This window comes from Paenochrobactrum glaciei (genome assembly GCF_039522165.1).
GTDB classification, from domain to species: Bacteria; Pseudomonadota; Alphaproteobacteria; order Rhizobiales; family Rhizobiaceae; genus Paenochrobactrum; species Paenochrobactrum glaciei.
This window is the reverse complement of the sequence record NZ_BAAADE010000015.1, coordinates 1-26,169: the sequence shown is the minus strand read 5'-3', so window position 1 is coordinate 26,169 and position 26,169 is coordinate 1. Positions and strand designations below refer to the sequence as shown.

The following is a 26,169-nucleotide window of genomic DNA, read 5'->3' as shown; positions in this document are numbered from 1 at the left end:
GCCAGTCACGGCCGGTGATGAATGGGGTGATTAGCATCCTCCAACCCCTGCCCCAGATCGCGCGCCGCTCGATAACGTTTGATCGGGGTACCGAGTTCAGCGAATGGGCTTATCTGCAAGCTGGCATCGGATCACAATCATGGTTTTGTGATCCACAATCACCCTGGCAAAAAGGGACGGTCGAAAACACCAACAGACGAGCAAGACGCTGGCTTCCACGAGACCTTGATCCGCTCACCCTCAGTGACCGCGATCTCGCATTCATCTGCAATTGCCTCAACAACACGCCTCGTAAATGCTTAGGCTACAAAACGCCTGCAGAAATATTCCGACAAAAGCTCGTCGCCAACAAATATCGTTACATATAAACTCAGACCGCAAAAGTCGCGCTTCAGCATGAAATCACATTGCGCAATGGAAAATGGTTTTTACAAGAAAATTGAACAGGAGCTTGGTGTGCCGGTCATCCATCCATCTATTGCGGCTCTTAAACGGGCTGAATATGCAGCTATACTAAAGCGTCAATGCGGATGGATTCCAAGTCGCAAAGGATCTTGCGAAATTTGACAGCAGTCAAATTTGAGGATCACTTTTAAGTTTCGCAGTAAAACATGTTCAGGCCATCTCAGCTACGATAAACTGATCAGTTTCTTGGCCGTGCGGAATGCTTTGCTGACTTCCGGTACGGGTGCAAGCAATTGCAGCAGCAATGGTTGCTCGTTTCATTGCATCTTCTAGCGATAAACCGCGATCCATGGATGAAGCTAACACACCAACGAAACAATCACCGGCAGCAGTCGTATTTAAGACCTCAACTTTCATGGCTGAAACACGGATAGTCTGCCCGTTCACAAAAACTTCTGCACCATTTCCGCCGAGTGTGCGGACAATGCCGGTTTGCAACCTCGCTGCTAAACTCTCAGCAGATGGATCGCAATCAAACCATCGGCCAAGCGCTTCAGCTTCATCTTCATTGACAACGATCAAATCACATAAGGATAAAATGTCTTCACTTAAGCGATAAGCAGGTGCAAGATTCAAGATTGATATAGCATTGCTCTGATGGACACGACGGATCAGTTTCTCAACCTCTTCCGGCTTGTTTTCCATCTGTAGCAAAACAATATTTGCCTTATTTAGCAAGCTATCTTCAATGCAATCCGAAGATGCTTCCAGATTAGCGCCAGAGGCAACTGCGATCATGTTCTGACCATTACTGTCCGTATAGATTGACGCGCAACCGGTAGGCTGTTCAAGTCGCTTTACACGATCGATATCAGCAACTTTTTCAAGATTGCTCAGGCCAATTTGTGCCAGGGCATCTTGGCCGACGGCGCCACACATGAAAACCTCTGCGCCATCGCGTGCAGCTGCCAGTGCCTGATTGCCACCCTTACCTCCAGCTTCCGTATGGAAGCATGTCGCTAGCAAAGTCTGGCCAGGTTGCGGCATATCTGCAAGCTGAAACATAAAGTCCACATTAATGGAGCCAAAGGTAATGATCACAGTGCTTCTCCAGATTTATGCTACTTGAACAAAGTGGTCGTCACCCACTTGTTCATAAATACGTTGTGGCACAACATAATCGGGTGCACGTAACGGGCTTTTGATTTCGTCATTATTCACGCGGCGGATTTGGCGGCGTGACGGATCAGGTATTGGAACAGCAGCCATCAGACGCTTGGTATATTCATGCTGTGGATTTTCGAAAACCGCCTGACGTGAACCAATTTCCACAACCTCTCCCAGATACATCACCGCGACCCTGTGGCTGATCCTTTCGACAACCGCCATGTCATGGCTGATAAAGAGATAGCCGAGACTATATTTTTCCTGCAAATCGAGCATCAAATTGATGACCTGCGCTTTAACTGACACGTCGAGTGCAGAGACAGATTCATCCGCGATCAGCAATTTTGGTTCAAGGGCAAGTGCGCGTGCGATACAAACACGCTGCCTTTGACCGCCCGAAAACTCATGCGGAAAACGGTCCATCATAGATGCTGAAAGACCAACACGTTCCAGGAGATCACCAACACGATTGCGCGCTTCATCTGCTCTGGCCAAGCCATGCGCTACAATCGGCTCTGCAATAGCCTCCCCAATACGAATACGCGGGTTCAAACTTTCATAAGGGTCTTGAAAAATCATCTGTGCTTCACGGCGTATATCAGCAAGCTGAGATTTTCCCGCTCGAAGCACATTTTGTCCGCCAATAGTAACGGTGCCGGAAACCGTATCAGTCAGACGAATGATTGAGCGGCCAGTGGTTGATTTACCACAGCCGGATTCCCCCACCAATGATAGGGTTTCACCACGGCGCAATTCCAACGATACATTTTCTACCGCATGGACACGACCAACCGTCTTGCTAAGAAAACCCTTCTTGATATTAAAACGCGTTACCAGCTTATCTACTGTCAAGACAGGTGGTTCATCGCGTTTCACAGTATCTTCAGTAGGCTTTGGCGGATGAACTTCGCCGGTCTGCATATCCACATCGGGGAAGCGTAACGGCCGGTCTTTGCCATTCATCGAACCCAATTGTGGAACTGCTGACAAAAGCGCGCGCGTATAAGGGTGTTTAGCACCAGCAAACAAGCTTTCTGTTGTGCCGGTTTCTACTTGCTCACCCCGATACATCACAACTGTGCGGTCGGAGATTTCAGCTACAACGCCCATATCATGAGTGATAAAAAGGACGGAAAGACCTTCTTCTTGCTGCAAGGTTTTGATCAGCTCAAGAATTTGCCCTTGAATAGTCACATCAAGAGCAGTGGTAGGTTCGTCCGCAATCAGCAATTTGGGATCGCAAGCCAGCGCAATTGCAATCACCACACGCTGACGCATACCACCGGAGAAGTTCATCGGATATTCGGCAAGACGGGATTGGGCTGACGGGATACGTACTTTGTCCAGTAAGCGCACAGCTTCGGCTTCAGCCTGACTTTGTGACATACCACGATGATACATCAAAACTTCTGTAATCTGCTGACCAATGCGTAACACCGGATTAAGCGAGGTCATCGGTTCCTGAAAGATCATACCGATGCGGTTACCACGGATTTTCTGCATAGCATCCAGTGGCAACGACAGAAGATCCTGACCTTCAAAATTAATCTGGCCGGTAATGCGTGAATTATCCGGTGACAGCAATCGCATGATCGACATGGCGGTAACGCTTTTACCGGAACCGGATTCACCTACGACGGCAACAGTTTCTTTAGGCGCAATATCAAAACTGACATCGCGCACGACATTGCGCCATTCTCCGTTAACACGAAACGACGTATTGAGACCTGCAATCGAAAGGATCGGACTAGTTGTCTTATTCATAGCTCAGCCTTCTCTGCGAGGGTTGAGGATGTCGCGCAGCGCATCACCGATCAGATTGATGGAAACAATCAGTAATAATAGTGCAACGCCTGGGAAAAGGCTGATCCAGTAATCACCGGAAAGCATATATTCAAAACCGTTTGAAATAAGCAGGCCGAGTGACGGTTCTGTCACCGGCAGACCAATTCCGAGGAAAGACAAAGTTGCTTCAAGCATGATGCCATAGGCAACACGCATAGTGGCAACAATGATGAGCGGCGGCAGACAGTTGGGCAAAATATGCCGGAACAAAATGCTGCGGTCTTTCAGCGCCATTGAGCGGGCAGCATCAACATAAGCGCGTTTGCGTTCCACCAGTGCTGAACCACGAATGGTGCGGGCATAGTAAGCCCATTGAGTTACAACAAGCGCGAGGATGATCTTATCAACGCCCTGCCCCAGAATGGCTAAAAAGATCAATGCGATAAGGATCGCCGGAAAACTGAGCTGAATATCAACAATACGCATCAAAACAGCATCGGTTCTGCCACCGATATAAGCACTTGCTAGACCAATGGATGCGCCAATGATCAGCGCAATGGCCGCACTGGAAACGCCGACCAGAATACTGGTACGCAAGCCATAGAGAATGGCGCTGAAAAGGTCGCGCCCCTGATCATCTGTACCAATCAGATAAGTCATACCGGTCATGCTTTGCGAGCCCGGTGCTAATCTGCCATCCATAATATCCAGTTGCGCCAGATCATATGGATTTTGTGGCGCAATAAGTGGTGCAAAAACCGCAGCCAGCACAAAAATCGACAGTAAAATAATACCGGTCAGAGCAAGCTTATCATGCACAAGCGCAGATAAAACCTTCCAGATCGGTGCACGTGATCTTACGTTCTTTGTACCCGTACTGCTCGCATGAACGGAAATACTTGTAGCTTTATCCTCACTCATCATGAATTTCCTTCAAGACGTACACGGGGATCAACAATAGAATAAAGTATGTCGACCAACAGGTTAATGACACTGAACATCACAACGGTGATCATCAGATATGCAAGGATAACGGGACGATCGAGGACACTGATCGCATCAATGATGAGCTTACCCATACCTGGCCATGCAAAGATGGATTCCGTGACAACAGCAAATGCAATCAACGAGCCAAGCTCAAGACCGATGACGGTAATCAGCGGGATCAATGTATTTTTTAATACATGTTTGATCAGGATATGACGCTCTGGCAAACCTTTTGCGCGCGCAAAACGAACAAAATCCAATTGCATGATTTCCATCACGCCGGCACGGGTCAGACGGATCACCAGTGATATTTTAAACAATGCCAGATTGAATGCAGGCAAGATCAGATGCGACAAGCCATCAAGTGTGAGAAAGCTAACCGGAACGCCAAAAACATCCACTGTATCGCCACGCCCTGAAGCGGGCAACCAGCCCAAATAAACGCTGAAAAACATGATCATCACAAGGCCGATCCAGAAGGTCGGTAGACTGAACCCTAAAATGGAGAAAGCCATGATCGATTTTGAAATCAAGCCTTTTGGTTTCAGGCCGGCATAAATGCCAAGCGGAATACCGATGACCAACGCCATAACAAGCGCGGTAAAAGCGAGCTCCAGTGTCGCGGGCATTCGGTTCAAAATCAATGTCAGAGCAGGTTGGTTAAAAATAAAGGAATTACCAAGATCACCAGAGAGTGCGCGGGTGAGAAACAGCCAATATTGCTCCCAAACCGGCTTGTCCAATCCAAAAGACTGAATAACCTGTAACCGTTCAGCAGGTGTTGCTGTCGAACTTAAAAGCACATCCACGGGATTGCCAACGAGGTACAAACCGACAAAAACCAGAACAGACATGACGAATAAGGTCAGAACGGTCTGGATTGAACGGCTCAGGAGATATCCACTCATGGCTGTTTTTCTCCGTTATGATGAACAGCGCCATATCCGGCAATGCGTTCGGTCAGCAGGTTGAGAAAACCCGCTTCATCTATTTCGGTCATGACCAACGCATTAGGCACATGATTCAACTTGTTATAAAAATCTGCATAGGTATAGCCCATCGTCAGCCCGGTAATCTGTACACCGACATAGGTTTCGTGGCCTTTGAAAAGCTCAGGCTTTATCAACCATGCAATCACTGTGGCATCGTGCACTGGGCCACCTTCCCGACCAAGCCGGTTAGGATCTGAACGGTCAAAAGCCGTAAACAAATCAAACAATGCTTGTCCTGCTTTTCCACCTGCACGGAACGTCTCCATCTGAGACTGAGTTAACAATGCCTGGAAGGTCATATCCAGAGGCATTAATATAATCGGGATTCCTGACTTGAAAACAATATCCCCAGCATGCGGATCCGCATAAATATTAAACTCAGCCCAAGGGGTACGATGTCCCATCGCGGTAAATGCACCACCCATGGAAACAATCTGTTTAATACCTAACCTGACATCAGGATGCTGAATGAGTGCCAAAGCGACATTGGTCATCGGTCCAATGGAGCAAAGAGTAATTTGCTCACCACTTGTAACTGCGGCTTTTGCACTACGGATGATAAAATCAACCGCGCTTTCCTGTTCTGGTTTGATATTACCAATATCAGCAATCTCATCATCAAACGCACCGATATGGGCATATTTGCCATAGACCTGTTGGCGCACCAATGGCCCCGCAGCACCTGCATATACGGGCACATCGTGTCTGCCGCTCAGATTGACGATTTTGCAAGCATTGATAACTGTGTTCTGCAAAGCAACATTGCCTGCGACAACGGAAATTCCAAGCACGTCCAGTTCCGGCGATGCCAGTGCCATTAAAATGGCAGCCGCATCGTCAACCCCCGGATCTGTATCGATAATAATTTTCAACCGTTTCATAGCGTGCCTTTATTTCCGGCATAACGGGACAGGCGTTCCAGCATCAGTTCAATCACAGCTTGTGAATTCACTTTAGAAACAATTTGTGCATTCGGCTCAAGATTACTCTTACCGTACCAATCAGCAATAGTTTGCCCCATGCATAATTCACTCTCGTGCTCAACGAAAATACGTGCCGGTTCACTCTCAAACAAATGCGGAGCTAACAGATAAACAATCACAAGCGGATCGTGAAGAGGACCACCACGCGAACCATAACGGCGCACATCATTGCGATCCCAGAACATCATCAATTCGGAAATAGTTGTAGAAATACGTCCGCTGACACGTGCAAATTCATCCACATGTTCTGGTTTCAACATCACTTGATGTGTCGCATCAAGTGCAAGCGCTACGATCGGAATATTGCTGGAAAAAACAATATGAGCGGCATGCGGATCAGCCAGCATGTTGAATTCGGCTGTCATGGTGCGATTGCCGGATTCACGATAAGCGCCACCCATCATAATGATACGTTCGACACCGGCAGCAATTTCCGGTTTGATGCGCAACGCTACAGCAAAGTTGGTCATAGGACCTATGCAGCACAGCGTAATTGGTTCCTGTTTTTCTGCCGCCTTCGACAATTCCGCGATTAAGAAATCAACGGCAGACTGCGCTTCTGGCTTTTTAACCGGCTCAGGCAGCATCGTGTTACCAAGGCCTGATTTCCCATGAAACTGACCATAAATAGGCTCACGTATCATCGGTTTGAAACAACCAGCATAGACCGGAATATCTGTACGGCCGCCCAATTCGCAAACCTGCAAAGCATTACGCACTGTTTTTTCCAATGGCTGATTGCCGCAAACCGGCGTGATGCCGCGTATATCCAGCTCTGGCGATACAAATGCGGTTAATAGGGCAATCGTATCATCAATGCCCGGATCACAATCAATGATAATTGAAATCGGCTTCATCATTCACGGCCTTCAATATTAAAAATTTAAAGTGCACCGACATCACGCAATATTTGCGCGATTTCCCGCCGGGCAGCCTCATTGAGAGGTTGTTGCGGGCTTATAGGTTCACCTACGGCAAAACCTTGCAATTGCAGGGCAGTTTTGATGCAGGCTGCAACCGAATATTTTGCAAATACCTCATTCACGCGCCACAACGGACGCTGCATTTCAATCGCCTTTGCCCAATTACCTGATTGGGCTGCCTGATAAAGCTCTATGCTTTGGGTCGGCACGATACATGCAGGCCCAGCCATCCAGCCCACACCGCCTATCATCATCACGCAGACGGGAATATGGGCTGATGCTGCAAAAACTTTCAACCGGCCTTCGGTACGCCCAATGATTGATAAAAGACGACCGGTATTTGTCGAGGCATCTTTAATATACTGAATATTATCAATACGGCTCAAACGCTCAATGACCGGCAGGCTGAGATCGGTTCGCTGAAATTGCGGATTGGTATAAATTACGACCGGACGGCCTTTGGCCGCTTTGGCAATGGCTGTAAAATAAGCCTCAACACCTTCATCACTGACAGGAAAATAAGATTCCAAAATTGCCAAAATGCCATCTGCACCCGCATTGACCATATACTCGGTTTGTTCAACCGCATCACTGATGGAGGTAGAAGCAACACCCGCCACAACCGGCACGCGCCCGCGATTGGCTGCAAGCACGGTATCCACAACGCTGCGGCGTTGTGATTGGGTGAGATAAGCAAATTCGCCAGTACTGCCCAAAGGGGTGAGGCCATGCACACCACTTGCAATAAGATGCTCTACTAAATCTGACAAAACAGAGGTTTTAATCTCTCCGGTTTTCTCAACCGGAGAGACGAGATATGGAAATACCCCATGAAAAGACATGTTATTTTCCGTTCTGATTAATTGGATTTCACATAATAAGGCAATGTGTAACCGTCAGAACGGCCCGCATAATCAAGGTTTTGCTTCAGAGCCCATGTATTGGCCAGATAGAAAACCGGAATAACACCCAGATCAGACATGGCAATTTCGGTGGCTTTACGCAGTAGCTCTTCGCGCTTAGCATCGTCCAGGGTGATACGGGCTTCGTTAAGGGCTTTGTCAAATTCCGGATTGGAATAACGGCCGCGGTTGCCCTGCCCTGCTTTTTCACCATAGGTTTCAAGAATTGGGCCCAGCACGCCGGAAGCTTCGCCTGTTTCAACAGCCGCACCACCCATAATCAGGCTGAATTCCAGATTAGATGCACGCGAAAAGTAGACACTTCCCGGTAATGTCGCAACATCGGTTTTGATCCCGACACGGCTGAAAAACTGACCAATTGCCTGCGCAACTTTAGAGTCATTTGGATAGCGGTCATTCGATGCATGGAAGGTGAGCGTAAAGCCGTCCGGATAACCGGCTTCGGCCAAAAGCGCCTTGGCTTTTTCCGGGTCATATGCATCAGCTTTAATCGCTGGATCAAAACCAAAATAGCCTTCCGGCACGACCTGACCAGCCGGTACACCCTGACCGTCCATAATACGGTCAACAAGAGCTTCACGATTGATGGCAAGAGACATAGCACGGCGCACTTCTGGTTTCAGAAGCGGATTTTTACCATTTGCGTCCTTTGCAAAGGGTGACTCTTCACGGTCTTGATCCATATGAAGATACATAATGCGGTTACCCGCAATATTGACAACTTTAAGCTTGTCTGCCTGTTCCATTTTGCGGGTATCAGGGGTCGGAATGCTTTCAATCATGTCAACATCACCTGACAGGATTGCAGCAACACGCGCACTATTATTCTTGAAAACGCGGAATGTAACTTTATCCCAAGGCGCTTTTTCACCCCAATAATCATCATTGCGCTCGACAACAACATTGTCATCAGGTGACCATGATACAAATTTGAACGGTCCGGTGCCGATTACACCTTTACCGCTGTTCATTTCTTCTGTGGTCACAGTACCCATTTCAGCAGGCAAAATGGCAATACGACTTAAATTGTTTACGAGAAGTGGTGTTGGCACATCCGTTTTGATCTGAACCGTGTGGGGGTCAATTGCCACAATGTCTGTTATTGCTTTCACATAAGGGGCAAAGGAGCTGGGGCTATTGGTAGAGGCAAGCGGGATACGCTTGATGCTGGCAACGACATCTTCAGCATCAAAATCACTGCCATCATGAAACTTCACATTTTCACGAAGCTTAAATTCCCATGTCGTATCGTCGATAATTTTCCAAGATACAGCTAATGCTGGTTGAATTTGCTGTTTATCATCCTGATTGACAAGTCCGTCAAATATATTGCGCGCCATCGCACTATTAGGACCAACCACATAAAATTGCGGATCCATAGACGTGGTGGATGCAGCAAGGCCGACTGTTAGATCCTCAGCCTGCCCGGTAACCGGCATAAACAAAACAGAACCTGCCAGTGCGGCGGCAAATGCAGAAAACTTCATAATTAAGAACTCCTCAGGACAACTCTACCCGCACTACTCCTAGCGGTTCACTGAGACTAACCACCTTAGCACTAAAAGAAAAATTGCATTTTGTGCTAATGTTATGCCTTAATGTTATGACACTAGGAGTTTAAGATGCGTTTGAAACCACGTCAGGTAGAAGCATTTCGAAGCGTTATTATGACAGGCAGTGTCACATCTGCATCTGAAATGATGAATATTACCCAGCCCGCAGTCAGCCGTTTGATCCGTGACCTTGAAGACGCGGTTAAAATGTCATTATTCGAACGGGGTGGTGCGCGCCTCATTCCAACGGCTGTAGGTGTCCAATTTTATCGGGAAGTGGAGAGACTCTATCTGGGGCTCGATCAGCTCTCACAGGCTGCCAATGATATTCGTCAGCATAAAAATACAGTTATACGAATTGCGAGCGTAACCTCACTTGTTCATCCATTTTTACAGCATGCGATCCTTAAGGTGGTTGGTAACCGTATGGATGTGCCATTAGTAATTGATGTCGAAAACAGCCGTCATATCTGGGATATGGTCGATAAAAACCGTTATGATCTGGGACTGGTTTTTGCTGCACCACAGATGTCGGATAAAAATGCTATTCCTTTGAGTAACACACATGCCGTTGCTGCTTTAGCGCCTGATCATCATCTAGCCACGCGTAAAGTTATCACACCCGCCGATCTGATAAATGAAAGAGTTTTGATGCCTGGACGCAATTCTCCGTTGCGACTGGCTTTGGATCGCGCTTTTTCGCATGAAGAACATCAGCCACTCTCCACTATGGAAACATCAATGCTCAATTGCAGTCATTTTGCGGCTGCCGGTATGGGAGTTGGTATCGTTGATAAAACGACGCTGCGGTCTTCCGGTGTTAATTGCGTGGCCATACCATTTGAGCCGTCTATTCAGGTTTCTTATTTTGCGATCAGACCAACCAGCAGTACACCCAATCCATTATTGGATGACATTATCAGCATAATGCAGGAACTATTGTGAACCACACCGAGTTTGCTGAAGGCCTAATAAAGCGATATTTTTATCACCAAAGGGACGTTGATATTAACGAGCTGCATGATTGACGAATGCAGAACCAAGGCGACCAAATATACCAGTTAAAAAAAATACGTTTATGATTTCCCATGTCTTATTTTTTGTAATTATCAATTGATGCGACAGCCACTGAAATTCCAGTTCACCATGAACTCACACTGAATTTTGATTTTCTAAAAAACCTTGATGACAACGTTATCATTCGATGATAATGAAAATGATAACGTTGTCATTTGGGAGGATAGATATGTTGATGATGATCAGAAAGAGGTTTCTTCATAAAAAACTCGATAGAGCTCAATACTCTTCATGCAGCAGTTTTTACCTTGTTCAGAATATAAATGCTCAACCAATCAATCGCACTAATTTCACGTTTAAATATAAAAGTGGCCAAATATGAGTGCCATGAACTTCCGACCTATTTGGCGCTATTGGGACGCATTGATATCAGGCGTTTACACAACCCTTACACTTGCACTTATTTCTGCAGCTATTGGCATAATTATCGGCATATACGGAGCATATTTAATACGAGGCAGTTCCCGTCCGGTTCGTGTGTTCTTGCAGTCCTATATTGAAGTTATTCGCAACACTCCCATCCTGATTCAGATATTTATCATCTTCTTCGGATTGCCTGTATTAGGCATCAAGCTTGATCCTATGATAGCGGCGTCAGTCGCATTGAGTTTATACTTTGGCGCCTATTCGATTGAAATTATTCGTTCAGGAATTGACTCCATTCCCGCCAGTCAAACCGAAGCGGGCATGTGCATAGGGCTTACGCCTTTACAAGTCATGCGTTATGTCATTTTACCTCCTGCCTTACGTAATATTTATCCGTCCATTACCAGCCAGTTCATCTTATTACTGTTAGGCACATCAATTGCTTCACAGATCTCCGTTGATGAGCTCTTTCATGTGGCAGGTATTGTCGATAGCCGCACTTATCGTAGCTTTGAAGTTTACGCCTTGATCTGCGCAATTTATCTCGCCCTTTCACTGTCTTTCAAACTTTTATTCGCGGTGCTTGGACATTTAATGTTCCGCTGGCCTGTGCGTCGTTAGGATAGTCAATGCGTAGTTTTAATATACTCGACTTATTCGCTCTTCTGACCGCACTGCAATGGACTGTTGCGTTAGTCATTCTGGCGCTGGCATTCGGCACTCCCCTGGCACTAGGGCTTGCACTATTGCGCACAGGTAAAACAACAGTGCTCCGCATCCTCTCCTCATCCTTCATTCAAATCATTCAAGGTATTCCCCTCCTAGGATTGCTGATGTTTTTTTACTTCGGCATCCCAGTTTTTCTGGGCTATGACATACCGGCAATGGTCGCGGTGGGCGTTGCTTATGCAATTTATACCGCCGCTTTTCTTGGTGACATCTGGCGCGGTGGCATTCAAGCCATCAAACATGCGCAATGGGAAGCGGCCGCATGCCTCGGAATTAATAAATGGCATCAGTTTCGATACGTCATTGCACCACAAGCCTTTCGCATCGCGCTGCCTGCAACTGTAGGCTTTCTCGTTCAACTGGTGAAAAATACATCGCTGGCCTCAATTGTAGGCTTCGTTGAGCTTGCACGTGCAGGCCAAATAGTCAGTGCAGGAACCTTTCAGCCACTCTTGGTCTATTCCATTGTTGCGGTCATTTATTTTGCCGTTTGCTTTCCCCTGACCACCTGGTCCCGAAAATTAGAGGTGCAGTATAATGGCGCTCGTTGAGATAAAAAATGTTCGTAAAAATTTTGGTGCGCTTGAAGTTTTAAAAGGTGTGTCGCTCGATATTAATAAGGGTGAAATCGTAACCATTATCGGTAAAAGCGGTTCAGGTAAAAGCACACTTCTACGCTGTATCAATGCGCTTGAGACCATCAATGAAGGTGAAATACGCATCGATGGTAAACGCATGGCAACGGACATGCCTGATTTGCGCGAAATGCGGCAAAAAGTCGGGATTGTTTTTCAGGCATTTAACCTCTTTCCGCATATGAACATTGAACGCAATGTGACGCTTGCACCGGTTTTAACTGGTAAAATTTCAAAAAAAGAGACCAGAACCCTTGCGCTTGACGTTCTGTCGCGCGTTGGCTTGGCCGATAAAGTGGATGCCTACCCTGAGCAACTATCGGGCGGGCAGCAACAACGTGTCGCAATAGCACGCTGCCTCGCTATGAGCCCGCAACTGATGCTGTTTGATGAAGTGACATCAGCACTTGATCCTGAGTTAGTAGGCGAAGTTTTAAAGGTCATGGAAGATATGGCCCGCCAAGGAATGACCATGGTGTTGGTAACGCACGAAATGGGTTTTGCCCGTAATGTCGCAACCAAATTGGTTTTCATGCATCAAGGACGTGTTTGGGAGCAAGGCACCCCCAAAGACCTTTTCGAAAATCCGCAGACACCTGAACTGCGCAGTTTTATTGGCGCTGCGGCTTAATGTGTAAGTCACACACTAATTACCTATGGGAGGAAGAACATGAAACTATTTCGTAATTTGACAGTAGCAACTGCTTTGGTTGCCGGATTATTTGCATCCGGTTCCGCTCTGGCCGATAAACTTGAAGATATAACATCCAGCGGTAAAATCCGCGTTGGCGTGCTGCTTGATGCTGCGCCATGGGGTTTCAAGGGCGCTGATGGCAAAGATACAGGTCTGGATATCGATCTCGCAAAACTTTTGGCGAATGATATCAATGCAGAGCTAGAACTGGTTCCATTAACCGGCCAGAGCCGTATTCCAAGCCTTTTGGCCGATAAAATTGACGTTATGATTGCAGCTTTAGGCGCAACGCCGGAACGCGCCCAACAGGTTATGTTCTCACAGCCTTACGCAGCCGTCAGTCTGGGAGTTTATGGCGCTAAGGGTACTCCACGCGTACAAGATGCCGCAGATTTGGCAGGTAAACAGGTTGCTGTCGCAAAGGGCTCAACACTTGATATCTGGTTGACTGATAATGCACCGGATGTGAAAGTGGTACGTTTTGAAGATACACCAACCGCTATTGCAGCCTACCTGGCTGGTCAAGTAGAAATGTTTGCAGAAAACAGCGCCATTTCTGTGAAAGTCGGTGAAGATAATCCTGATAAAGCCACCGAACTGGTGTTTCTGATCCGCCAGTCTCCTGCGCATATCGCAGTCAAACAAGGCGAACAAAATCTGCTGAACTGGGTCAATACATTTGTCTTTTTCAATCGCCTGAACGGCAAACTGGGCGACCTGCAACAAACATATTTTAAAGAGAAACAAGATTTACCAAACATGTAATCATCTGTGTCTCTCTTTAATATAGCTTTTCATCCGGCGTTTAACCGTCGGATGAAATTTTGAGCATCTTCATAAATTACGGGGTCGCCCTCCCCACATCAGGTAAACAAATGCACACAGGCTTATACCATTCCATTGATTTTAACCGAGATGGTAAGATCATTGATTATTTAGGGATGCCTTATTCCGTTGATCGTTCACCATATTATCATGTCAGAACACCTATTTGCCGTATCAAGAATGGCAACGGACCACGCGTTCTTTTAATGGCCGGTAATCACGGTGATGAATATGAAGGAGAGATCTGCCTTTCGCGCCTGATACGCTTGATTGAACCCGAAGATATCAAGGGTGAGCTGACGATTTTACCTTTTACCAATCTGCCAGCCGTTATGGCAGCACGCCGCCGTTCACCATTCGATAACGGCAATTTAAACAGATCATTTCCTGGCAATCCTGCAGGTCAGCCGACAGAGCGGCTTGCACATTTTCTGGAGCACGATCTGTTTCCGCAGCACGATATTATCTTTGACCTCCATTCGGGCGGGACGTCGATGGCGCATCTCATTACCGGTTTGATCGAAGAGAGTGATGATCCAGTACGCTCTGAACATGCCCTTGAATTATTAAAAGCAATGGGTATGCCCCACGCATTCATCGCTCGAAATGGAATTGATGCCCCCACATCAATGGCAGCAGCTGCAAGAGCAGGCGCAATTGGAATAAGCGGCGAATTTGGCGGCGGCGGCACAGTTACAACTCAGACTATACAAATGGCCGCCTTAGCGATTAACAAATTGCTGCTGAAAACCGGCTTAACCAATAAAGAATTTTTGCCGACACAGAGGCAGGCCGCAACAACCCAATTATTACGTCTTAATTCACATGAACAAGCCGTTTATGCAACCAGACGTGGCTGGTTTGAGCCAGCAGTCAATTTAGGTGACCATGTACAGAAGGGTGATGTAGCCGGCTGGTATCACGACTTTCAACGTGTTGGCGAAGCCGAAGAAATATTACATTTTTCTGCATCAGGCATTGTCATTTCTCACCGTTTACATACAGACAGTGAAGCTGGTGACTGCCTTATCCAAGTGGCGGCCATTATAGAATGAGGAAGTGAGCCAACCGGTTGCTAACAATCGGTTGGCATCTATAATACAGATAAAAGGCTTTTATTTTAAAAGCATTACCGGAGCCCTATGATGAGCCTCTCGCCGGAAAATGAGTTTGAACCTACATTTGATAATGTTTTGCGGATGGGCGGAAACACTCAAAAGAATGAGACCGAAAAACCACCTGTATTTATTGAAGATGTAGCTCGTTTGGCAGGGGTCTCCCCTATTACCGTATCACGTGCAATCCGAACACCGTCAAAAGTGAGCGTTGAGAAGCAAAACCGTATCCGCGAAGCTATCGAGGCAACTGGGTACAAGCCAGACTCAATAGCCAGAGCATTACGATCCGGCCGCACGAACATCGTGTTGGGATTTATCTCCAACATGTTCAGCCAGCAATTTGCCAAAGCGGTGAGAGGATGCGCACTAATATTGGAGGAATCCGGCTATCAATTTTTGATAGGCGAAACCACATACTCATATAAAAAAGAATCTGCCATAATTTCTGATCTGCAACAGCTGAAACCAGCCGCCGTGTTTTTTACTGGTGTTATTGAGCTCGAAGAAAATCGGGAGCAATTACGAAAGCTAAAAATTCCAATTATGGAAACCTGGGCTTACCCGCGTGATCCGATTGATCTATTGGTCGGGATTTCCAATACTGATGGTGGAAAGCTGGCTGCCCAACACTTAGCTAATAAGGGTTACAAAGAAGTTGCATTTATCGGCCGTGGTGGTGGACGTGGTGCATTACGCTACCAAGGTTTTGCTGATGAATGTGAGTGTTCCGGCATATCTATTGTAAAAAAAATACATTGTAAGGAAGTCATTGATATTAATGACGGCCGTAAGGTTTTTCATGAATTATATGCTGACGGCAATATGATTAAAGCTGTCTTTTGCGCCAATGAACTACTTGCAACGGGCGTCTATTTAGCTGCACGTGATGCTGGTTTACGCATTCCCCAAGATCTGGCAATTATCGGCTTTGGGGATAATGATCTGGCAAGTTCCTTACAGCCAGGCATCACCACAATCCATTTTGACAGTGAAGCACTGGGACAGCATGCAGGGCGTATGATATTAGCAAGCCTGCGTGGTGAAACATTAAATCAAAAAACGCGTTATATGCCTCTTTCCGTCATCGAACGCGGCAGCACGTAATATTTGATATATAAGGCCGGAGTGAACCAGCCTTATATATCTGTTCTTTAAAGAACAGCAATCGCTGTCATTTCAACACGTAAATCAGGGTCAGCCAAACGGGCTTCAACACATGCACGAGCTGGCGGATTTTCAGGATCAATCCACTTGTCATAAACAGAATTCATCGCATCGAAATCAACAATGGCAGGCAGAAAAACATTCACTGCCAAAAGCTTAGAACGATCAGTTCCGGCTTCTTGTAATAGAGCATCAATTTTGGCTAAAACATCACGTGTTTGGTCTTCAATGCCAGCTTTGCGGTCATCAGCAACCTGTCCTGCGATATGAACGACACCGCCATAGCTGACGGCCTGACTCATACGGGAGCCCTTCTGATAACGAATAATCATGCTTCATTCCTTATTACTTAGTGAAGTGGGTCATGTGAATTTCGGGTTCAGCCAAAATGTGTAGGATAAACGCTGACAACGGTTTGATTTTCATCCAACCCATAAATCAGTGAGTGACGATCAATGCAGGTACAAGGATGCGAAATCCCCAGTTCAACAACATCACCGATTTTAATGTCAGCACTAGCAGCACACTCAATAAAAGCATGCTGATCGTTCAGTTTCAGCACATGGCTATCATTTAAAACGCGCAAGAAACGACCGTCCCGATATATGTTTAAAATGCGTGGGAGATCCTGATCAAATGCAACATCGCGCATTCCGAAGCCACATATGACTGTTTGCGGTTCCGGACGGGATAAAACCTCAGCCCATAATCGTAATGCGGGTGAAAAAACATCAGTTGCCTTTTCACTGCCAAAGCCCTGACGATTGTCCAACTGCTTAATTCCGCGTTCATAAACACCATGATCATGAAAGAAAATGGCACCGCTGCGCAAAATGATCTGAAGATTTTCGTTTGAAGCTTTTAACGGCTTCCATTTAGCAACAACACGATCGAAAAAGAGCGAACCACCGGCAGTCAATATCAGTGGTCTGGACATTTGTAAGCGGGTTACGATCATTTGATAGGCTTCTGTCGCTTCATCAAGCAGATGATCAACCCGTTTTATCGTTTCATCAGGATCAGCAACACCTGCCGCTCCTTCATAAGCCGCGACACCGCTTAAGCGGAGATTGGCTGTTTCATGGTTCAAAATAGTCTCAATCACCGGCAAAGCTGCCTGCGCATCCCGTAAACCTGCACGCGCTACACCAAGCTCCACCAACAGGCCGAGCTTTGGCAAACTATCATCGGCAGACCATTCAGCAATCAACATCTCAGCAAAAGCCACTGAATCGACAAAAACATGTAACTCAGCATCAGGATAAGAAGACATCAGTCGTGCAAGTCTTTTTACAGCATTTGCCCCACCAATCTGGTTGCCCAGTATAAGCTTTCGAAAGCCGCTTTTGAGGAAAACGGACGCTTGCCGGATATCAGCAACCGTCCCCCCCCAGGCGCCATAAGCAATTAGGCTTCCAGCCAGATCAGGCGACATTGGTGTTTTAGCATGTGGTGCAATTTCAACATCATTTGCTTTTGCAAATTGCATCATCGCCCGCGCATTGTTGGCAAAGGCTTGTTCATTCAGCGACATAAGCGGTAGTGCCATTACACCTTCATAAGGCTTCCAGCCAGCTTGGCCGATCTCTTTCAAGCTGAGCGGTTTCAGGCCACTGGGAAAGCCACGGAAACCATCATCAATCATCATTTCCTGACTTTGATAGTGAAAGCGGTCAGACATGTGTGTTTCCTTTATCGAAATTTTCTGATTTCAAATTCAAACGGTAGATCCGATTGGCGGTTTCGAAGAAAAGAAGACTTTGCTCAGCGCTGCTATAAGCATCCGCAATTTTACGATAGGCGGTATAAAGATCGTCAAAAGAAGCATGAAGCCCTGCGACCGGAAAATCGCTGCCAAACATGGCTCGCTCAGGTCCGAAACAGTCAATACAATGATGGATGACATCGGCTAAGCTGGCCACAGTCCATTGCGTATCATAAGCAACCGGATTGGAAATCTTGATAGAGAGATTATCGAAACGGCTTAAGCGCTTTAGACCTTTTCGCCACTGCTGCATGCCTTCCGGCGAGCGATCTGCGGGACTACCGCAATGATTAAGAATGAATGCTAAGTCCGGATAATCATGAAGCAAATGTTCTGCCTCTGCCATTTGCCATGGATAGAGCATGAGATCAAAAGTCAGTTTATGACGTGCTAAAGCACTGAGCCCCGCACGCCATTGCTTATTGCTCATCAATCCTTCGACAGCAAAACTCTTATGAGCAACAGGATGCCAGCTGACGATGTCACGCACGCCTACCACACGTTCATTGGCCGCTTGCTCTGCTATTTTTTGCTCTGCATCCATATCCAGCAAAGAAATGCGCGAAACATAGCGTTGTGCGATGGATTTTCCTTTCGGCAATTGATCCAGCCATTGGGTTTCTTGCGCAAGAAAATGGTCGTCCCACCCTGCTTCAATATGAACGGTTGCGACAATATTCTGCCGAGCAGCATCACGCATATAATCGTCCGGCAAATAATTCCGTCTGATCGCCTCTATGCTGCCAAAGACCATTTCATCGTCTGGTTTTGGGGCAAGCCAGGGATGGCGTTGCATCGTTAAATCCCAAAGGTGATGATGGGGATCAATAACCGGCCCTTGATAAATATTGCTCATCGGCGTGCTTCCCGCCCTGAGATCATGAGGAGAGCAAGGATCAGCGTACCAAACAATATAGAGCGTAAACCCGGCGAGGCATTGACCATGGTGATGAGTGCCGAAGCTGTCACCAGCAATATTGCACCCGGAATAGTTCCGGCATATGTCCCGCGCCCACCAAGAATAGACGTGCCACCCAAGACAACTGCGGCAATAGATAAGAGCACATATGGTTCGCCAATACCGACATAGCCCTGCCGGTTCATACCCAGCAATACCAGTCCTGCAAGCCCTGCGAAAAAGGCTGATAAAGCGTAAAGCGCAATTGTATTGCCTTTGACCTTAACACCGGACAAACGCGTTGCGACAGGATTTGCACCCAAAGCTAAAAAACGCGCGCCCAAAGGCATTTTATGCAGCAAAATTAATACAACAAGCGCAACGACTATCCACAAAACAACACTCGCAGGCATGCCATAAATGCGTGCAGAGCCCAAAAATATAATTGATGGATTTTGCACAGACACCGCACTGCCCCCCGCAACAATCACCAGCAATCCTTGCAAGAAAGTTGCCATGGCTAATGTCATGATGATGGGCGGAACCCGTAAATATGCCGTGCCAATTCCGTTCAAAACACCAATGAAGGCTGCAATGAAAAGCGTGATCAGAATACCGCTGATGCCGGTCGGATCACCTTCAGGCGTAAGAACCGGCAATAAAATAGCGGTGACTGTCATGATCGCACCGACAGAAAGATCAATGCCGCCGACTATAACAACCAATGTTTGACCAGCTGCGACAATGCCAATAATAGCCGCTAATTCTAATAAATAACGCAGATGTCCATAAGCACCGAAACCACGTACCGTTAAACTTGCCACCAGCCAAACTAAAACAACCAGTAACAAGGTAAGCATGGGCGGATTTTTAAGAATACGCTGTCCGTAATGCAACACATTGATCATCACTTTCTCCAATCCGCAATCAACTCAGGCAAGGCAACGGCACAAACAATAATCAATCCTTGTGCGATATATTGAGCCACAGGCGGAAAGCCGAGAAAGAACATGACGTTAATCATAACTGACAGTAGCAAACTGCCGCATATTGCGCCCCGCATAGTGCCTTTCCCACCTAAGAAACCAACACCGCCAAGCACTGCGGCAGCAATGGAGTTCAAGGTGAAAGGCGTTCCAATTACGGGATCACCCGAGCCGGTTTGGGCGGCAACAAATAATCCGGCAGAAGCTGCCAGCACGCCTGATAAAGCAAAAGACAGAACCTTAATTTTTTCAACGGAAACGCCGGATCGATAAGCGCCAAGTGGATTTTCTCCAGCTGCATAGATCCCTAAACCGGCAGGTGTTTTTAAAAACAATTTCCAGCCGAGCAAAATCAAAATCAAAATCAGAAAGGCCGAAGGTGTATGCCCCGCCAGAAAGGTTGAGAACCAGTCCGGAATAAACCCACCAGGTCGTGGCATGATCAACAAGGCTATTCCACCAATGATGAAGGAACCTGCAAGTGTCACGATAATGGCTGGCAAGCGCATATAGGCAACAATAGCACCCGTAAGCCCGCCGACGACAAAACCGCTGGCGATCACCGCCAATATCCCTCCGGCAACGCCAAAGTAACTGGTCATGGTTGTTGCTGCAATCACAGCACCCAAGCTAACAAGCGGGCCTATGGCCAGCGTAATGCCGCCATTGAGCATCAAAAGTGCCTGCGCCATTGTCACCAAGGCAAGCGGAAACCAATTTTGTGTAAACTTGGAAAAGCCGCCAAGGCTCAAAATGCCGGGAAACAACCAGATATAGAGAGCAAAAAACAAGGCAACAACAGCATAAAGGCCGAACAAACCTTTATTCCGGCTATGCTGAATTGACCAATAAAGACTTCCTGCTACTGCTTTTTGCATCAGGCAACCTTTCTTTCAGCACGCAAGCCCATTGCCGCCCCGACAATCGCTTCTTCCGATAAATCGGCATGATCAATGGTGCTGACCACCTTCCCCTCACGGAAAACCATAACGCGATCACATAAATGAACCAGTTCCGGCGTATCCGAGCTTAGTAGCAGGATCAGCTTTCCTTCATCGGCAAACTGGCGTAACATCAGATAAATTTCCCGCTTGGTTTCCATGTCCACCCCGCGGGTCGGATCATTAAGCAGTAAAATTTCGGGTTGCATCGGCAACCATTTAGCTAAGGCAACCTTTTGCTGGTTCCCCCCCGACAAAGCCTGTACTGGACGGTTGGTATCGCCTTTAATTGTCAATCTCTTTACGAGCGCCGCGACTGCGGAGTTTTCGGCACTCTTTTGACGTAAACCGTGACGGGTATAATGATCCAATGTTGGTAAAAGCAGGTTGGCTGCAATTGAATGCGGAAGAACCAAACCCTCTTTTTTACGATCAGCTGGCACATAAGCAAAACCGGTAGTATTGGCAGCGCTAACAGTCTTAAACAGACCGACATTTCCATTGAGCTTAGCAACAGCGGCGGTCGCACTCATTGCACCATAAAGCCCAAGTAAAAAGTCTTCCTGTCCTTGCCCCACCAATCCCCCAATACCGACAATTTCACCTGCACAGGCATCAAGGCTGACATCTTTGACCATGCCGGCATTAAAACCTTCGATCTCAACCAGTTTTTTACCTGTTGAACTTTGCTTCCATACAGGAAAAATATCTCCTGCATCGCGCCCGACCATCAGCCGAACCAGTTCTTCTGAATCTGTGGTGGAAAGCGCTTTATCTGCGGTGACAACACCATCTTTCAAAACGGTTACATGTGAACAAAGCGCCCGTATTTCGTTCAAACGATGCGAAATATAAAGCAGCGCCACACCTTCATCGCGTAACTTTAAAATAACAGATGATAATATGCCTGCTTCATGGGCTGACAATGACGAGGTCGGCTCATCCAGAATTAGAACCCGTGGATTGCGATAAAGTGCTTTAGCAATTTCAACCATTTGCCGCCGGCCAAGCGACAAGTTTCCGACCGGTGTTTCCAATGGTTCGGTTAAACCTACCCGCTCGCAAATTATGCGCGCTTGTTCATAAAGCTTTTTATAATCAATAAAACCAAAACGACGCGGGTAAGCACCAAGTCCAATATTCTCAAGAATGGATAACTCGGCCGTTAAACTCAGTTCCTGCTGTACGACAGCAATTCCAGCTTCACGCGCTTCAGCGGGATTAAGACGGGGTAATGAAACCCCGTCCAAAATAATCTCTCCGTTATCGGGTGCCAGTGCACCCGATAGCAGGTTTATGAGTGTTGACTTGCCTGCACCATTTTCACCCAAAAGCGCATGAATACGCCCTGGCTGCAAAGCAATATCTACGCCTTTCAAAACAGGGTTGCCAAAGAAACCCTTAAAAATCTGACGAGCAACCAAAACCGGTGTGGCTGCGCCTTGATATGAACTGGATGATACAGACATTGCTGATCTTATTGTCCAAGCAACTTGTCAAACAGTGTACGGTCATAATCTGAATAGATATAACCATCGGCAGGGAACTGATCGGCGCGATCAAGATAGCTTTGAATATTGCCCTCATCAATCACTGGGATCGGCACTTTGATGGTTTTAGCAACGTCTTTGCCCTCAAGTGCCTGCACGGCCGCATAGACAGAAAAAGCTCCCAGCCAGTTAGGCTGCATTGTTGCCCAACCCTGCATGTCTTTTTCCTTCCAAAGTTCAAGGAACTGACGAGCATTTTCACCCGTTACCGGAACCAGCTCACGCCCTTGACGGTCAAAGGCCATCACAGCACCAGCCGAAATAGCCCCGCCGAGTGAAAGCACCCCATCAATATCTGGATTAGCAAAAAGCAGGCTTGTCATCGCTTCTTGGGCAGGTGCTGCATTATATTCAGTGTTTGTTTCTGTAATAATTTCAATGCCCTTATTGGCATCCAAAACCGGCTGCGCGCCTTGACGGCGACCATCGCTTACCGACACACCGGCAGGGCCATTCATGATAATGATTTTGCCCTTGCCATCGAGTTTATCAACCAGCCATTGCGCTGCGCGTTCGCCCCATTCATGCGAATCCGTATTAACTTTTGCAGTCAGATTATCCGTATCAACCAAACTATCAAAGTTCATGACCGCAATGCCTTTTTCGCAGGCATCCGTGATGACACGATCAAGTGCCGAGGATGAGCCGGCAATGACGATAATGGCATCCACATTGGCATCGATCATTGATTGGATGTGCTGAATCTGCGTTTGGGCGTTGCCTTGCGCATCAGTAACCATCAAATCTTTGACAAGGCCGTCTTTTTTAAGCCGTTCAACTTCATCAACAATTGTTGCTTCTGTTTGCTTCATCCATGTCGGCACGGAATAAATATTCGCCCAACCGATGGTATAAGGTGCCTTACGATCACCTTTAATGCAGTTGGCTGCGGCTTCCGCGCTTACTGCACCAGCCAACAACATCAAAACAGCAGTGCTGGCACCGGCGAGCATTTTAGCAGCTCGGCTTTGTGGTGTTTTCAAGAATTTCATTTGACCCCTCCCAAGGATTAACGACTTCCATAATTATAAATGTCTGCTATAATAGACATATGTTTATAAAACTGGACATTGTGATCTTATGTTTTTTTAAAAACTTGGCAAGCGAAAAAATCGTGTCACTACTTGGTGTGGAATTGACAGCTGAACAAAGCTTCAGCAAAAATGAAAAAAAGAGTGGAGCATATTAATTAAATGGAACCAGTCCGAACCGAGCCCACCGCGAAACGATCCCGTGGCCTTGAACGCGCTTTTGAAATACTGGATTTCCTTCGCAAATCCCGCGCACCAGCAAATCCGAATGAAATTGCAACACATATTAAAGCGCCACGCTCGACAGTTTATGAACTTGTTAATCTGCTGCTCAATCTTGACGTTTTGGAATATTCCGACAATGAAGGCCGCGTTTATTTAGGTAGAAAGCTCTATTTTTTAGGTGCCGCCTATGAAGATCACTTCGACTTTATGCGCGAATGCGATCGCGTGTTAGAAAAAGTTGCTGAAGAAACGCGCGAAACTGCACAATTCTGCATGCTGGATAAAAATAAATACACTGTTTTACGCATGCATGAGGGCGCGCGGCCTTTCCGGATTTCGTCAGATATTGGCCAAAGAGTACCAATTCCATGGACGGCATCCGGCAGGCTTTTGCTGTCCCATATGAGCGACGAGGAAATTCTTGCCTTTATTCCACCAGAAGATTTTCAACTGGCCAACGATCAATGGCTCGATCCGCAGCTATTTCTTAATCAGGTTCATGCCGCACGTGAAGCAAAGGCCTTCACATTTGACAGCATTGTAGACAGCTTCACGCATTGCTTTGCCGTTCCGGTGGAAAGCGATGACGGTACTTTTTGCGCAACTGTCTGTTTGATTGCACCGCGTGAAGATGGCTTGCGAAATCATGAACGCTATCTACAGTGTCTGCATGAAGCAGCTGCCAGCCTGAAAGGCAAAGTTTCGCAATTTAAACGCAATTAACAGCAAATATCAGCACCATTATTAATCATTAGCGCTGATATTTTTAAGCTGAGCTATGCCTTTAAAGCCGCGCCGATCCACTCCAAACGCTTTTGTGGCACCAATCCAAAATTATAAAAATTGATGCCATTCACACTCGCCTTTTTTCCAGCAAGAACGCGCCGCTCCAGCTCTTCCGGCTCTTGGATTAAAGAATAAAACAAACTAATCCCCAAACCGATAAACTTGTCATGCGGCAAGCGCTTTTTCGTATCAAGCAAGGCTTGCTCAATTGCATCCGCAGCCATGTCGTAACAACAAAGAATAATTCCGTCGCAAGCAGCAACTGCACTTTCTAGATCAACACCACCCAGCCAGCCGTCTTTTAAATCTAGCAATATGATTTTTGATGCCGGATCAGCCGCCTGTTTAATTTCTTTTATCAAGCTGGTCACTGGTTCACTGCGCCATTTGAGGAATGAATACAACGACGGATAAGCATGAAAAGCATCATTTCCAGCTTTAGGAAAATCAGCTAATTGTTTTTGCGGAACTTCGCGTTCGCAACTGGCAGAAATAAACTTCCTAACGGTCTGCTGTGCTCCATCAATATCAATGCCGGCTGTTTTCGCTCGCAATTTACAATGCTCACAGAAGCATAACGACATCAAAAAATCATCTTCGTCGGTTAAACCAACACCATCTTTTTCATGATGATGTTCATGGGCAAAACCCATAAAATTAACACTTTCCAGCTCTACGCGATCAGGCTGATAACGTGTTGTAATATCCTTTACCATGGTCACAACATAATCACGCGCAACAGGACTGGACGGACATAAATTGTAATAATTAGCGTTACCGAAAGCGTTACGGGTTACATGTTGCGGATGCAACATACCTAACCTGCTATTATGCAAACCAACTGTCCAGCACGATACTTGCAGACCATCTTTTCTGCGTTGTTCGATTAACTTAGCAAGCACATCACCGCGCTCATTTAAATTCTGCGAAACCAGAGGCCGCATTTCCTTGCCCGCCCACAAATTTTCGTCAGGCTGGTAATAAATAGTACCATCTTCTGGAAAATAAGCTTTTTGACTTGGGCTCCTTGGTTGGAAAAACCGACCAGCATGATAGGATGTTGCAAGACTGATCATATTGCCGCCGGCCTTTTGATAAAGATCATCAAGCAGCGTTTGAAGCCCTAAATCCTGAACATCCCATGGGTATGTCCAAAGTGAAATTTGCATAATTTACCGCTCCCATTTGATTTGCCTTTTATAAGGATAAATGCGGTGAAGAAGTAAATATAAATCTTAACTGGAACTGACTATCAATTATTTTTCATATATTTGACGTTTAGAGGAGATCAATCGGAAAGAAGAAGCAACCCAAACCTCTCAAAAAACACTATGTTTTGAAATGGTTCACCTGAGCCATCCATTTTGAGCCGGTAACCAGTTCAATTATTTATTCTAAAAATTCCAGCAGATTATAGATATTAATTATTCTCGAAGATGATCATTGTTATCTCAAAATTTCCCCAACTTTGAAACCAAAAATCTTTGCAGCAGAACCTAATTGAAATAATTTGCTGAAAATTCTAACTTTCTTGGTGACCTGAGCCCCAACACTCCTCCATTTTTCAGGAGAGTCTTGGGTTATACTATTGGCCTTAAGCGGCCTGTTTTTCTAGAGCCATTTTTATGGCGAACTCATTCGGTGTGACATTGCCGAGTGAA

Annotated in this window: 25 protein-coding genes; 9 read left to right on the top strand and 16 right to left on the bottom strand. The window is 46.5% G+C overall.

The window, feature by feature from the left end:
* Positions 1-368, top strand: a 368-nt coding sequence (locus ABDZ76_RS16745; protein WP_343808220.1) for an IS30 family transposase, incomplete at its 5' end; no start/stop codon positions are given.
* A gap of 247 nt (positions 369-615) precedes the next feature.
* On the opposite strand, the gene ABDZ76_RS16740 is transcribed toward ABDZ76_RS16745, so the two are convergent.
* From ABDZ76_RS16740 to ABDZ76_RS16705, 8 genes are read right to left on the bottom strand one after another with little or no spacing between them, the layout of a single operon-like run.
* Positions 616-1,506, bottom strand: a complete 891-nt coding sequence (locus ABDZ76_RS16740; protein ID WP_343808217.1) for a ribokinase — start codon at positions 1,504-1,506, stop codon at positions 616-618.
* Positions 1,507-1,521: 15 nt separating this feature from the next.
* Positions 1,522-3,336 (bottom strand): ABC transporter ATP-binding protein, encoded by a 1,815-nt coding sequence (locus tag ABDZ76_RS16735; protein WP_343808214.1) that lies wholly within the window; start codon positions 3,334-3,336, stop codon positions 1,522-1,524.
* A 3-nt stretch (positions 3,337-3,339) separates the two neighbouring features.
* The gene (locus tag ABDZ76_RS16730; RefSeq protein ID WP_343808230.1) at positions 3,340-4,278 is read right to left on the bottom strand and encodes an ABC transporter permease; all 939 of its coding nucleotides are present in this window, start codon (positions 4,276-4,278) and stop codon (positions 3,340-3,342) included.
* Positions 4,278-5,252: an ABC transporter permease gene (locus ABDZ76_RS16725; protein ID WP_343808211.1), complete on the bottom strand. Its 975-nt coding sequence runs from the start codon at positions 5,250-5,252 to the stop codon at positions 4,278-4,280. Before ABDZ76_RS16725 ends, ABDZ76_RS16730 begins: the two co-directional genes overlap by 1 nt.
* Positions 5,249-6,217 carry a nucleoside hydrolase gene (locus ABDZ76_RS16720; protein WP_343808208.1) on the bottom strand — a complete coding sequence of 323 codons (969 nt, stop codon included), beginning with the start codon at positions 6,215-6,217 and terminating at the stop codon, positions 5,249-5,251. Before ABDZ76_RS16720 ends, ABDZ76_RS16725 begins: the two co-directional genes overlap by 4 nt.
* Positions 6,214-7,176, bottom strand: a complete 963-nt coding sequence (locus ABDZ76_RS16715) for a nucleoside hydrolase (protein WP_343808226.1) — start codon at positions 7,174-7,176, stop codon at positions 6,214-6,216. The genes ABDZ76_RS16720 and ABDZ76_RS16715 overlap by 4 nt, the downstream gene beginning before the upstream one ends.
* 26 nt (positions 7,177-7,202) lie before the next feature.
* Complete coding sequence (locus ABDZ76_RS16710) at positions 7,203-8,084, bottom strand: dihydrodipicolinate synthase family protein (RefSeq protein ID WP_343808205.1); 882 nt, start codon at positions 8,082-8,084, stop codon at positions 7,203-7,205.
* 17 nt (positions 8,085-8,101) lie between these two features.
* Complete coding sequence (locus ABDZ76_RS16705; protein ID WP_343808202.1) at positions 8,102-9,652, bottom strand: ABC transporter substrate-binding protein; 1,551 nt, start codon at positions 9,650-9,652, stop codon at positions 8,102-8,104.
* A gap of 135 nt (positions 9,653-9,787) precedes the next feature.
* Here ABDZ76_RS16705 and ABDZ76_RS16700 point away from each other — a divergent pair, with 135 nt between their 5' ends.
* The 7 genes from ABDZ76_RS16700 to ABDZ76_RS16670 all read left to right on the top strand — a co-directional run bounded on the left by ABDZ76_RS16700 (position 9,788) and on the right by ABDZ76_RS16670 (position 16,266).
* Positions 9,788-10,663 (top strand): LysR family transcriptional regulator, encoded by an 876-nt coding sequence (locus ABDZ76_RS16700; protein WP_343808199.1) that lies wholly within the window; start codon positions 9,788-9,790, stop codon positions 10,661-10,663.
* A 450-nt stretch (positions 10,664-11,113) separates the two neighbouring features.
* On the top strand, positions 11,114-11,782 hold the full coding sequence (locus ABDZ76_RS16695; protein ID WP_343808196.1) for an amino acid ABC transporter permease: 669 nt from the start codon (positions 11,114-11,116) through the stop codon (positions 11,780-11,782).
* An 8-nt stretch (positions 11,783-11,790) separates the two neighbouring features.
* A complete protein-coding gene (locus tag ABDZ76_RS16690) occupies positions 11,791-12,441 on the top strand; it encodes an amino acid ABC transporter permease (RefSeq protein WP_343808193.1) in 651 nt (216 codons plus the stop codon).
* On the top strand, positions 12,428-13,156 hold the full coding sequence (locus ABDZ76_RS16685; RefSeq protein ID WP_343808190.1) for an amino acid ABC transporter ATP-binding protein: 729 nt from the start codon (positions 12,428-12,430) through the stop codon (positions 13,154-13,156). Before ABDZ76_RS16690 ends, ABDZ76_RS16685 begins: the two co-directional genes overlap by 14 nt.
* 39 nt (positions 13,157-13,195) lie before the next feature.
* Complete coding sequence (locus ABDZ76_RS16680) at positions 13,196-13,984, top strand: transporter substrate-binding domain-containing protein (RefSeq protein WP_343808187.1); 789 nt, start codon at positions 13,196-13,198, stop codon at positions 13,982-13,984.
* Between the two features lie 110 nt (positions 13,985-14,094).
* Positions 14,095-15,099, top strand: coding sequence for a M14 family metallopeptidase (locus ABDZ76_RS16675; RefSeq protein ID WP_343808223.1), 1,005 nt, complete (start codon positions 14,095-14,097; stop codon positions 15,097-15,099).
* Positions 15,100-15,186: 87 nt separating this feature from the next.
* A complete protein-coding gene (locus ABDZ76_RS16670; protein WP_343808184.1) occupies positions 15,187-16,266 on the top strand; it encodes a LacI family DNA-binding transcriptional regulator in 1,080 nt (359 codons plus the stop codon).
* A 47-nt stretch (positions 16,267-16,313) separates the two neighbouring features.
* Here ABDZ76_RS16670 and ABDZ76_RS16665 read toward each other — a convergent pair whose 3' ends face one another.
* The 7 genes from ABDZ76_RS16665 to ABDZ76_RS16635 are packed head-to-tail and all read right to left on the bottom strand — an operon-like array spanning position 16,314 to position 23,458.
* Positions 16,314-16,658, bottom strand: coding sequence for a RidA family protein (locus ABDZ76_RS16665; protein ID WP_343808180.1), 345 nt, complete (start codon positions 16,656-16,658; stop codon positions 16,314-16,316).
* A 47-nt stretch (positions 16,659-16,705) separates the two neighbouring features.
* On the bottom strand, positions 16,706-18,007 hold the full coding sequence (locus ABDZ76_RS16660; RefSeq protein WP_343808177.1) for an alanine racemase: 1,302 nt from the start codon (positions 18,005-18,007) through the stop codon (positions 16,706-16,708).
* Positions 18,000-18,947, bottom strand: a complete 948-nt coding sequence (locus tag ABDZ76_RS16655; RefSeq protein ID WP_343808174.1) for an amidohydrolase family protein — start codon at positions 18,945-18,947, stop codon at positions 18,000-18,002. Before ABDZ76_RS16655 ends, ABDZ76_RS16660 begins: the two co-directional genes overlap by 8 nt.
* On the bottom strand, positions 18,944-19,897 hold the full coding sequence (locus tag ABDZ76_RS16650; RefSeq protein ID WP_343808171.1) for an ABC transporter permease: 954 nt from the start codon (positions 19,895-19,897) through the stop codon (positions 18,944-18,946). The genes ABDZ76_RS16655 and ABDZ76_RS16650 overlap by 4 nt, the downstream gene beginning before the upstream one ends.
* Positions 19,897-20,853 (bottom strand): ABC transporter permease, encoded by a 957-nt coding sequence (locus tag ABDZ76_RS16645; protein ID WP_343808168.1) that lies wholly within the window; start codon positions 20,851-20,853, stop codon positions 19,897-19,899. The genes ABDZ76_RS16650 and ABDZ76_RS16645 overlap by 1 nt, the downstream gene beginning before the upstream one ends.
* A complete protein-coding gene (locus tag ABDZ76_RS16640; protein WP_343808165.1) occupies positions 20,853-22,385 on the bottom strand; it encodes a sugar ABC transporter ATP-binding protein in 1,533 nt (510 codons plus the stop codon). The genes ABDZ76_RS16645 and ABDZ76_RS16640 overlap by 1 nt, the downstream gene beginning before the upstream one ends.
* Positions 22,386-22,393: 8 nt before the next feature.
* Entirely contained in the window at positions 22,394-23,458 is a 1,065-nt protein-coding gene (locus ABDZ76_RS16635; protein ID WP_343808162.1) for an ABC transporter substrate-binding protein, read from the bottom strand.
* A 201-nt stretch (positions 23,459-23,659) separates the two neighbouring features.
* Between ABDZ76_RS16635 and ABDZ76_RS16630 the strand changes: the two genes are divergently transcribed.
* Positions 23,660-24,445: an IclR family transcriptional regulator gene (locus ABDZ76_RS16630; RefSeq protein WP_343808159.1), complete on the top strand. Its 786-nt coding sequence runs from the start codon at positions 23,660-23,662 to the stop codon at positions 24,443-24,445.
* A 53-nt stretch (positions 24,446-24,498) separates the two neighbouring features.
* On the opposite strand, the gene ABDZ76_RS16625 is transcribed toward ABDZ76_RS16630, so the two are convergent.
* Entirely contained in the window at positions 24,499-25,677 is a 1,179-nt protein-coding gene (locus tag ABDZ76_RS16625) for a glycoside hydrolase family protein (RefSeq protein WP_343808156.1), read from the bottom strand.
* Positions 25,678-26,169: the final 492 nt, after the last annotated feature.

Excerpts from the sequence above, each read along its gene's own strand:
- ABDZ76_RS16625 (WP_343808156.1), bottom strand. The coding sequence starts at position 25,677 with ATGCAAATTTCACTTTGGACATACCCATGGGATGTTCAGGATTTAGGG.
- ABDZ76_RS16690 (WP_343808193.1), top strand. The coding sequence starts at position 11,791 with ATGCGTAGTTTTAATATACTCGACTTATTCGCTCTTCTGACCGCACTG.
- ABDZ76_RS16650 (WP_343808171.1), bottom strand. The coding sequence starts at position 19,897 with ATGATCAATGTGTTGCATTACGGACAGCGTATTCTTAAAAATCCGCCC.
- ABDZ76_RS16680 (WP_343808187.1), top strand. The coding sequence starts at position 13,196 with ATGAAACTATTTCGTAATTTGACAGTAGCAACTGCTTTGGTTGCCGGA.
- ABDZ76_RS16700 (WP_343808199.1), top strand. The coding sequence starts at position 9,788 with ATGCGTTTGAAACCACGTCAGGTAGAAGCATTTCGAAGCGTTATTATG.
- ABDZ76_RS16645 (WP_343808168.1), bottom strand. The coding sequence starts at position 20,853 with ATGCAAAAAGCAGTAGCAGGAAGTCTTTATTGGTCAATTCAGCATAGC.
- ABDZ76_RS16710 (WP_343808205.1), bottom strand. The coding sequence starts at position 8,084 with ATGTCTTTTCATGGGGTATTTCCATATCTCGTCTCTCCGGTTGAGAAA.
- ABDZ76_RS16675 (WP_343808223.1), top strand. The coding sequence starts at position 14,095 with ATGCACACAGGCTTATACCATTCCATTGATTTTAACCGAGATGGTAAG.
- ABDZ76_RS16640 (WP_343808165.1), bottom strand. The coding sequence starts at position 22,385 with ATGTCTGTATCATCCAGTTCATATCAAGGCGCAGCCACACCGGTTTTG.
- ABDZ76_RS16720 (WP_343808208.1), bottom strand. The coding sequence starts at position 6,217 with ATGAAACGGTTGAAAATTATTATCGATACAGATCCGGGGGTTGACGAT.
- ABDZ76_RS16715 (WP_343808226.1), bottom strand. The coding sequence starts at position 7,176 with ATGAAGCCGATTTCAATTATCATTGATTGTGATCCGGGCATTGATGAT.
- ABDZ76_RS16685 (WP_343808190.1), top strand. The coding sequence starts at position 12,428 with ATGGCGCTCGTTGAGATAAAAAATGTTCGTAAAAATTTTGGTGCGCTT.
- ABDZ76_RS16655 (WP_343808174.1), bottom strand. The coding sequence starts at position 18,947 with ATGAGCAATATTTATCAAGGGCCGGTTATTGATCCCCATCATCACCTT.
- ABDZ76_RS16670 (WP_343808184.1), top strand. The coding sequence starts at position 15,187 with ATGATGAGCCTCTCGCCGGAAAATGAGTTTGAACCTACATTTGATAAT.
- ABDZ76_RS16735 (WP_343808214.1), bottom strand. The coding sequence starts at position 3,336 with ATGAATAAGACAACTAGTCCGATCCTTTCGATTGCAGGTCTCAATACG.
- ABDZ76_RS16695 (WP_343808196.1), top strand. The coding sequence starts at position 11,114 with ATGAGTGCCATGAACTTCCGACCTATTTGGCGCTATTGGGACGCATTG.
- ABDZ76_RS16725 (WP_343808211.1), bottom strand. The coding sequence starts at position 5,252 with ATGAGTGGATATCTCCTGAGCCGTTCAATCCAGACCGTTCTGACCTTA.
- ABDZ76_RS16665 (WP_343808180.1), bottom strand. The coding sequence starts at position 16,658 with ATGATTATTCGTTATCAGAAGGGCTCCCGTATGAGTCAGGCCGTCAGC.
- ABDZ76_RS16630 (WP_343808159.1), top strand. The coding sequence starts at position 23,660 with ATGGAACCAGTCCGAACCGAGCCCACCGCGAAACGATCCCGTGGCCTT.
- ABDZ76_RS16730 (WP_343808230.1), bottom strand. The coding sequence starts at position 4,278 with ATGAGTGAGGATAAAGCTACAAGTATTTCCGTTCATGCGAGCAGTACG.
- ABDZ76_RS16705 (WP_343808202.1), bottom strand. The coding sequence starts at position 9,652 with ATGAAGTTTTCTGCATTTGCCGCCGCACTGGCAGGTTCTGTTTTGTTT.
- ABDZ76_RS16660 (WP_343808177.1), bottom strand. The coding sequence starts at position 18,007 with ATGTCTGACCGCTTTCACTATCAAAGTCAGGAAATGATGATTGATGAT.
- ABDZ76_RS16635 (WP_343808162.1), bottom strand. The coding sequence starts at position 23,458 with ATGAAATTCTTGAAAACACCACAAAGCCGAGCTGCTAAAATGCTCGCC.